Genomic DNA, 8,895 nt, shown 5'->3' with positions numbered 1-8,895 from the left:
GATCGTGCCATCAACCCCCGCCACCGGCAACTGCCCCACGTTTTGCGGTGCTCCCAAGCTCAGGTTCGGAGTAAGGAATTACTGCCGAGTTTTCAGAATTTCATCGAGGGAATTTGCGTTTGTGAGCTCTTTGTACGTTGTGTAGCGAGGGCCCTGCATTGCACCCATGGGAGAGTTTCCATATGGGATAGGTCCAATTTTTCGTGGGGGCTCTGAAAAAACCACTTTGAACTTTCCGCTCTCACCGTAGGGTTCGATATGGCTGACGGGGGCTACATGAGTAACTGCAGAAATTGGTTGGGTTTGGTATCCCGCGATGTATTTGATTTTAGGAAGTTTTCCTCCAGATATACGAATCGCATACCAACATTTCTCACCTATGAAAACACGTTCGAAACCCTCTTTTTGGGCGGGAACAATGATTGTGTCCTGCTCGCCCCTTTCAGTTTTGAACGGTGGGAGCATAGCTGAAGTCTGCCTTGGCGCCGCGACGGTCTTGGGCATTTCTAGAGCCCTCAAACCAACAAGAGGCAAGATTTGTAAAATTTCGCGCAGGAAACCCTCTGTGTCCGCTTTCTCTGCTTCGGTCATTCGCGGTTCGCTTGGTGCTGTGCCATTCTCTAGGTGACAGCGGTTCGCATATTGCGCTCGCGCTATGAGAGCGTATTCTAGCCAAGTGACATGGGCGCGATTGAGTCCACCGCTTGTTGAGGTAAACACCACGGCCCAGTCCCAGAAGTCTTTTCCTTTTTGATGCTGATCTATCCTGGTGCCAATCCCATCAGCCTGTCCAATGTAAAGTATAGGTAGCTCATCGTCTGCACTGTAGCCGACAAGAATGTAGACACCCGTAGTGAGTAGTTCAGGCCGGCACCGCAGACTTTCCCAACTTGAACGCGGGAAAACGTAGCCAACGCCAGTCCAATTCATCCGATCAATGATCCGAACGCCTTCCGGATCTCCATCCGGAACGAAAATTCGAATGGTGAATGGTTCGGGCAATTCAGATGTACCTCCACCAGGTCGCGCGCGCGACATCGCTGATGCTTGTCTGGGTAACCCCCGTCGCTATTCCTTCCTCTAGGCTTGCCTTGATTTGATCTCCCTTCGGTGTCCCAACATCGTGGACTTCGTACACTACGCCGGATCTTGCCTTCTCAAACCGGGCAAAGGTGTCGGTATGATCGCGGAGTTCTGGTATCTCCAGCTTGATTGTATTCCGGTTGCCATGCGCTTGCGCAGGGTTGAGGCCATGCACGATGCCTGACTGCACGCTTTCTACAGAGGTGATATCTTTGAAGAAGGTTTCCGCAACACGAAACGGGATCTGGGTCTGTGTACCCCTGGCCTTTCGAAGCCGCATCAAAACAGTGGTGCCTGCGGAAGCAGCATGTGTCGGGCTAGCTGTTGGAGCGGGAGTTGAAGTGGCTGCAGTCACAGTGGGTGTAGAGACTGGTCGTGGTGGTGGCGTGAACACGCGTGACCCAAAAAGCTTGGTAGCGTTCTCTTCGCCACGGGGTCGACGACGTGGTGGCCGTGTTGCGGCCTCATCTCTTACATATCCCTCTTCAAACAACGCTTGCAAAAATGCACTATCTAAGCGGAACGCCAACTTGGTTGACGTATCGCGCCAAGACTCCAATGCGTTCATGGCATCAGTGACGACATCATCTGTCAGAGCAGTATCAAGCTGCAACCCAGCTTCTACGTTTGCATACAGACCGGCCGCAGTCAGATTGTTCGAGCCAACAATCAGTCGCGCCTCTTCTTCGTTACGAAAAAGGTAAAGCTTCGGATGAAAAACGCTGCCCGCTTCGTTGTGATAAACGTAGGTTTCCGAGACGCCGTGCACCTCCAGATCGAGTAACGCTTGCAACCCCTCCTTAGTCGTATTTTGCAAATCGATGCCCACGACAAACGATAGCCTTCCACCATGTCCTAGAAACCGTGCAAAACTCTCTGACAGATAGGAGAGCCCTGAGGCTCGAACCCAAGCAACCGCAATATCAAGGGAATCCCAAAACGGCTCGATTCCGTCTTGGTGATTTATTTGCTTTAATAGCTCTGTACCAAAACGGATAGATAAAGGCTGATTGTAAAACACTGGCGACTCGCAAGATTATTGCATTTCAACCATTGGCAACCGCGATTCGTCCGGGTCACCTATCGAAGAGAACGGAACTACCTTGTCGATCCCATCCATCAGATCGCTGTATGGCTTGACCTTTGGCCCCTTCGTTTTGGTTAGGGCAGGTTTTGCAAAGATTAGCACATACTCGTGGACGTTCTTGAACAGGAAATTTGGTGGGTACGGGTAGCTGCCAAAGATCGGACGTTGCGCTCCGTAAGATCCCCATTTTCCGCCGGTGCCATCTTTGGACCAGATTATCTCGTTGATCATCACAAACCCAAGGCTGCGCAATAGCACAGCAAAGTCTGTTGCAAGCGGGAAAGTCAGCAATCCCTTATCGGTGTGTTGATTTACGTTCGCGGTCACAAGGCAAATTTTACGACCTGGAGCGAGGACGCGATAGCATTCCTGAAAGACCGGTCGAATGCCGTCCAAAAACTCTCTGTAATTCGAGATGTTGCCGAGGTTGTTTCCGCCGTCGCCGTAGTCGGCCTTATCCCAATAAGGCGGGCTTGTGACCACTAGGCCAACGCTATCATCAGAGAGGAAGCCCATATTTCGGCTGTCGCCTTCGACCGCCTCAAGCGGAACGAAGTCATCGGCATGACCATTCCGCAGCTTAGCACACTCGCTTTGAATAATTCCCACATACTCTGGGTTCTGCTCGACGCAGATAGCTTTGCGACCAAGTGGAATCGCGGCACGTGCAGTTGTACCCGTGCCAGCAAATGGATCAAGAACGCTCTCACCGTAAAAGCTGAACAGTTTAGTGAGCCTATGAGGAATTTCCTTAGGGAATACTGCAGGGTGATCTGAGCGTGCCTTATTGGCAATTGACCATACTGTCTTAGTATACTCCCGCCATTCCTCCTTCGTCAGTTTGCTTTTTTCTTTTATTTCCTGTGGAATTTTTTTGGTCATGCTCGACTTTCCTTTGGTTGGTTTTATCGCGGGCGGTAACAAACGAGCCTCAGCGATGTAGTTTGTGAACTGTCGAAGTTCGTCAGCGAACGATGCATCAAGGCCAAGCGACTCCAGAAGTAGACCGTCAACTTCGCTTCGGAGAGTATCGGCAGTGGCAGAGGAGAATGTGTAGGAAACCCGACCTCGATTGAGGCTGCGCACAGGATTCTCTCGCGCTTGGTTCCAGATTGCATTACCTAGCGTTGCCAAACGTTTGTGAGTGGAGCCAGCTAACGCCTCGCGACCGATTGGCAGCCGTGAGAGATCTCCTTTGTTGACGTGAAACCCGTCACCAATGACCGACCACCACCAGAATGTAAATCGGCTGGACAATATTGCAAATGATGCAGCAGCGTCTTCAGCGGTTTCGCCGGACAATCGCATCAAAGGATGTGTGGACAGTTCCTCGCCATCTGCCGTTTTTAAGGGACATGGCCGTGAAACTCCAAGGAAATTATAGGCCGTCGGACTTACATATACATCGTTGAGAGACCCGCTTGGTGCCTGTGCAAGAGTTGTCCGACCCCAAGACGAGACAAGGTGCCGGAGGCAAATCGATTCCCGCTGAACTCGTTCCCAAACCTTAGCTTGCTCTATTCCGTGAAGCTTAGCAATACCCGCACGAATGCTCCCTTGGATAGGAGTGAAATCGATCTGCTGGAGCATCGCTCTACGATCATCTCCACGCCATTTCCGCAACGGGCCAGTCTCGATATGGTTGTCGATGAGCTCTCGCCGCCAAAACAGGATAGTGTTCCGAGTCTTCACATCCTCGCCGAACAATGCATGCGGTTGTCGGTCGAAAAATGAAAAGCGCCAAGTACCCGGTTGCTGTTCTATCAACGAGCGACAAGCAACAAATTGCGGCCCCGAATTACAGGCGATTGAAAGCGGTACGACCATGGCCCCCGACGCGGAACTTGCGGCTAGTTGTACCATCTGTTCTAGAAACACCGGATACAGATCAGCCGTTGGCTGGGGCTTGGCAGCAATTGTAGCAAACTGAGCAGAGAGCTCCGGCATGTCGCGGCGTGCACCAATTGCCGCATATGGTGGATTGCCTAAAACAATGTCAAAACCATTCGCACACTCCGGGAAGAGTGTATCTAAATGGATTCGATCACTTTTTTTGGGTGATCGCACTTCCCGATCAATTAGAAGTGCATCGAAATGCTTCAATCCATTTCGCAGAGCTCGCCATGCCGATAGTGGTGAACCCATGATTGTAAGCGCATCCGTGAGTGTATCCGACAAGAGCACACTGGCAGCTCCGTCAAGCGCCAAGATATCAATATCACAGCCGAAGAGACTCTGGCGTGCCAATTGAAAGCTGTTCTCCGTCGGGTTTCTCAACCGCAGCTCCGCAAGTGCTGCCCGGAGAAACACCCCGGTTCCAACTGCTGGATCTAGTACCTTGGTCGAACCCGACCGATTGGTGCCTCGAAAGGCTTCTCGTGCCATGAAAGCGGCAACGTCGCTAGGAGTATAAAAGACGCCGGTAGCCTTCTTGGAATTTCTCGCTTTGAGCGTCGACGGGTCACTTCGCACGCTCAACCGCGATCCTGGCCCGTGGGATTCGAGAACGTAGGGTAAGAGAGCGTGAAGACCGGACTTCTTAGTTACGTATTCTAGCGCGCTTTTGTTCTGTGAGTCTTGCATTTGCCAGAAATTGTCTTCGTCGTCAGTCAGCGCCCTTCCAAGGAACCAGGAAATGCTCTCACTAAGTGTGGGATTCCGACCAAACTGGCCACTGGTTTTTGCAACCAACCATGCGGACAAAGCAAGCCACGCAGCACGGTCAAAACGCCCAGGTTCTAGGGCACGCAGCAGCGGCACGGCATGTTTTGGGGATTTGGCGAACGCTTCATGAAGGCCTGCGACAACCTTCCTGCATGGACCGGCAATTTCTTCAACAACCCTAGAAAGCACATAACCTCGTCGAGGTGCGCCATGGTCGAGGCATTTTTCTTTAGAGGACGCCTCCATTCACTTACACCGCACTGAACTTACAGCTCCATGTAAACCATTGTCGCATTCTGATTTTTCTGCGAGATAGCCCGACACTGCGTCACGAATGACCCATGCAAGCGACACGCGTTGACGTTGAGCTATCTCTTCAAGACGCAAAATATCTGCCTGATCAATCATGGCAGTGATACGACGCTTGGGCATATTCTTTGTTCCGCTCTGAATGTCCACAACCCGTTCCTTCCGTGCTTCACAATGCATCAAAGTGATGAGAATGACTACCACATTTGGTGGAAAGCCGTTACGTTAGCACGAGCAGAGTAAATTTCTTCGCAAATACAATAGCAAAAGAGGAAGGGCCGTTGTGGGCAGCCATTTCTTGGAATTGGAGGAGTTTGGTTAGCTGTGTTCTGTAAGCATGCAGTGTGATCTGAGTAGCGCTCTCGATGAAAGACTGGTCTTCGGTCCGTACTGCAACCCTACTCTATGCCAGTTTCACTTTCGGCGTTTGCAAGCGCCCGGTAGACCGTCATTCGTGAGATGCCGAGATCACGGGCAATCTTAGCCTTGACGACACCCGCGCTTGCCAATCGCCGGATTTCTTTATCATCTACGGACTTCCGCCGCCCCTTGTAGACACCCTTGCCCTTGGCGGCCTCGATTCCGGCACGCTGACGGCCTCGGATGAATTTGAGTTCCATGTCGGCCACCATACCCAATACCGTGATGACCATTCGCCCCATATCGCCAGAGGTCGTGACTTCGGGTTCTAGTACACGAAGAGACGCGCCTTTGGCGTCCAGTTCATGGACCAGATTCAACACATCACGAGTGGATCGGCCGAGACGATCCAGACGGTGAACAACCAACTCGTCGCCGTCACGCAAAAACTCCATCACCGTTGCCAGTTCAGAGCGATCATCACGGGACGCGCCAGAAACCGTTTCCGAGCGGATGACTTCACAGCCCGCCGCCTTGAGCCTAGCTTTCTGAATGTCGAGATCCTGGCTTGAGGAACTGACACGGGCATATCCGATCTTGGGCATAGCAAATTGTCACATTAGGGTGGCTCGCACATTGGTACTGTAACAATAGTAGGTTGACTATCTATTTGTGACATTTTGGCCTGTCACATTAATCTGCCTCTTACGGGTGTACCCTTTTGTGACGCACGGATCAGGCGGCCATTGCTCCGAAGTCGATCCGCTTGTGTAGATCAACATCGAACCGGCCATAGGGATTGATGTGGGAATAGATCAGTGGCGTGAGACCGTGGTAATCCCGCTCAGACAGGCGGGTTGCCCATCCCGGTTCTGACAACACGGATTGCACCATACGTGTGTTCACATAGACAAGGGATGCCTGAAGCAGATGCAAGGCATGGGCGGAAATTTCCTGATCGGCAATCCGGTTGCTGGAAATCTCGCCGCCTTTGCCAAAGAACACGAAACCGTTCGCGCTGTTCCAGTTCTCCACTACATTCAGCCCTTCATGAATCTCGCGGCGGAAGTCCTCGGATCGGAGGTAGCGGCACAGAAAGATGGTCTTGATCGCCCGCCCTAGTTCAGCGAGAGCCTTGTATGTTGGATGCATCACATCGGCGCGTGCAAAGCGGCGCAGGATGGCTTCCGGATCGGCCGTACCGTGCTGCATGGCCGAAGCATATTTGACCATTTCGTCGTACTGTCTTTCGATCTCAGCCCAGTCAACAGTGCCGGACAGGATCGGTAACAGGTTGGGCAGTTGCCCCCGCATTCCGGAATTCGGTAAGGCCAGCTTTTGGCGGGCTATGGCCTTCAGGCGTGGGGCCAATTCGAAGCCAAGCAGATGACAAAAGGCGAAGCCAATGGCACTTTGGCCGTGGCTATCAACATACTGGCGCTGGATCTCCATGTCGGTGCAATGACGCAGAACCCCTTCGATCATCGCAGCCACTTCAGATGATGAGCAGCGTTTCAGCTGGGAATAAATACAGGTTGCCTGCCGTTCTACATGCCAATAGATCATGACACCGCGCCCGCCATAGCGTGCGTGCCATTCGGTCATCAGATTGCGATCCCAGGCTCCGAACTTGGTGGAATCCGCCGCGCAGGCGGTTCCCGCATTGCCCCAAACTGACGGATTGCGAACCGCCAACGTGGCATCTGCAACCTTGGCCGCCGCTGCCCGAAGAGACGCGGGATCGACGTAGCGGCGACGGATATGCAACAGCTCATCATAGCTGATTTCCGGCGTGCCAGCAGCTACACGTTTCAAACCGGCATTGGTGCCCAGGCCGTAGAGGCAAAGCAGCAGGCGTTGATCCCGAATATTACGCGGCAGTGCTTCCCGGCTGGCCGACGTTTCAAATGCTCCCAGAAAGCCTGTGTCCAGCGCGGTTTCCTTCAGTGCATCCAGCAGCCCGGTCATGGGCCACCGTCGACTAATCTCTGATTTAAGGCCGATCAATCCTTTTGGTTCTGGTGCCGGGGTGAAAGGTGTAATGCTAATGCGGTTGTCGCCAGACCAGCGCAGGCGCACCTTGTCATTGCTGGGCAGCGAGGCGTTGAGTTGGCGCAACTCATACTCCAACTGTTCCCGAACAGATCGGGAAAATTCCCGCGCATCCTGGGTGAGCTTCAGACCAGCATAGTATACGTCGCGCTTCTCTGGAAAATCCTTCGGCAGATCATCGTCCGGGTTGCGATAACGATCAGCCCCTTCGACCCAGATCTCTTTTGACCTGATACGATCCCGTAACTGGGTCAGGACACAGAGCTCATAAGAAATGACATTCAGCCGACCGCGCTTGTCGATCACGGTTTCCTGCCATTTACGCGGAATCGAACCCTCCGGTGCCAGCGCAGCCGGGGCATAGCGCCGTCCTTCCTCATTCAGGCGGATTATCAGAGCTAACGCATCCAGGATCGGGCGCCATGTCTCATTATTCGAGCGGAATTGTAAGACAGACAACAAGGACGGCAGCATTCGACGATAGTGGCTGGCATAGGAACCCCGCATTACAGTCTGAATCCGAACATTCAGTGTTCCCTTGGCCCTGTGTTCATCAATGATGGCTTTCAGCTTGGCCGCGCCCGCGATTGGAAAGATCACATCCGAGACTTTGCCGTTCGGGGCCATCATCGCCGCCGTCGCAATGTCCACCAGTAACCGTTCCTTGCCGTGAACCTTATCGATGTCAGCGGCAATTTTGCTGATCACCTTCCGTTTGGAGCGTGTGCCGATGCGATGAACAACGTCGATGAGCAGGTCTACAAGACCATCAATCAGCTGCGATCTGCGCGACATCAGATAGATCGCCAACAATCCCAGGCGCTTTTCCCGGCTATGCCGCCGCATCTCTGAGGCTGTTTCCCCCTCAACCCGGCGGGTCAATATCCTGATCCATGTGGGATCAACCTCGTTGACCAAATCGAACGGCAGATCAAGAGCATGAATAAAGGCCAGCCGGTCAGCTGCGTCGAGTACATTGTCCAGCGTGGCTGCGCCAACATCGTCTTTTAGGCTTTGAAAGCCATGATCGCCGCGTGGGTTGGCTAAGCTGGCTTCCAGTGCTGCAATGGTTTGCAATGACAACCGGCTGGATGCATGCTCCAGAAGTTCTTCCTGAAAACTATACTGCGCGGAACGCACCAAGCGTTCCATGATCTTCCGGGATGGAATGAACACCGATTGGCCCAAGGCCCATTGATAGCCGAATTGAACGAGATCTTCCGTGGAGGGCCCCAAAGTCGAAACCTGCGATGCAAGTGCTTCGCGCAGTTTGGCTCGATCCCGGGGGAGCACCGCAAAACGTGGGGCAGTTGCCGGTGGCGGGGGTTGATGGCACGATC

The 8,895-nt window shown here is 53.1% G+C and carries 6 protein-coding genes; all 6 read right to left on the bottom strand.

Annotation, left to right across the window (positions count from 1 at the left end; all coding sequences use genetic code 11):
• Nucleotides 1-78 precede the first annotated feature (78 nt).
• Nucleotides 79-1,002 carry a GIY-YIG nuclease family protein gene (locus GOW16_RS22290; RefSeq protein WP_170419744.1) on the bottom strand — a complete coding sequence of 308 codons (924 nt, stop codon included), beginning with the start codon at nucleotides 1,000-1,002 and terminating at the stop codon, nucleotides 79-81.
• A 1-nt stretch (nucleotide 1,003) separates the two neighbouring features.
• Complete coding sequence (locus tag GOW16_RS22285) at nucleotides 1,004-2,104, bottom strand: phospholipase D family protein (protein ID WP_170419742.1); 1,101 nt, start codon at nucleotides 2,102-2,104, stop codon at nucleotides 1,004-1,006.
• Nucleotides 2,105-2,119: 15 nt separating this feature from the next.
• Entirely contained in the window at nucleotides 2,120-5,080 is a 2,961-nt protein-coding gene (locus tag GOW16_RS22280) for a DNA methyltransferase (RefSeq protein ID WP_170419740.1), read from the bottom strand.
• Nucleotides 5,081-5,293 (bottom strand): ribbon-helix-helix protein, CopG family, encoded by a 213-nt coding sequence (locus tag GOW16_RS22275; protein WP_170419738.1) that lies wholly within the window; start codon nucleotides 5,291-5,293, stop codon nucleotides 5,081-5,083.
• Nucleotides 5,294-5,541: 248 nt separating this feature from the next.
• Nucleotides 5,542-6,108: a recombinase family protein gene (locus GOW16_RS22270; RefSeq protein ID WP_170419736.1), complete on the bottom strand. Its 567-nt coding sequence runs from the start codon at nucleotides 6,106-6,108 to the stop codon at nucleotides 5,542-5,544.
• A gap of 130 nt (nucleotides 6,109-6,238) precedes the next feature.
• On the bottom strand, nucleotides 6,239-8,895 hold a 2,657-nt coding region (locus GOW16_RS22265), incomplete at its 5' end, for a Tn3 family transposase (RefSeq protein WP_170419734.1).

It is taken from the genome of Ruegeria atlantica (genome assembly GCF_013033965.1).
Lineage (GTDB): Bacteria > Pseudomonadota > Alphaproteobacteria > Rhodobacterales > Rhodobacteraceae > Ruegeria > Ruegeria atlantica_D.
This window is presented reverse-complemented; position numbering and strand designations above follow the sequence as displayed.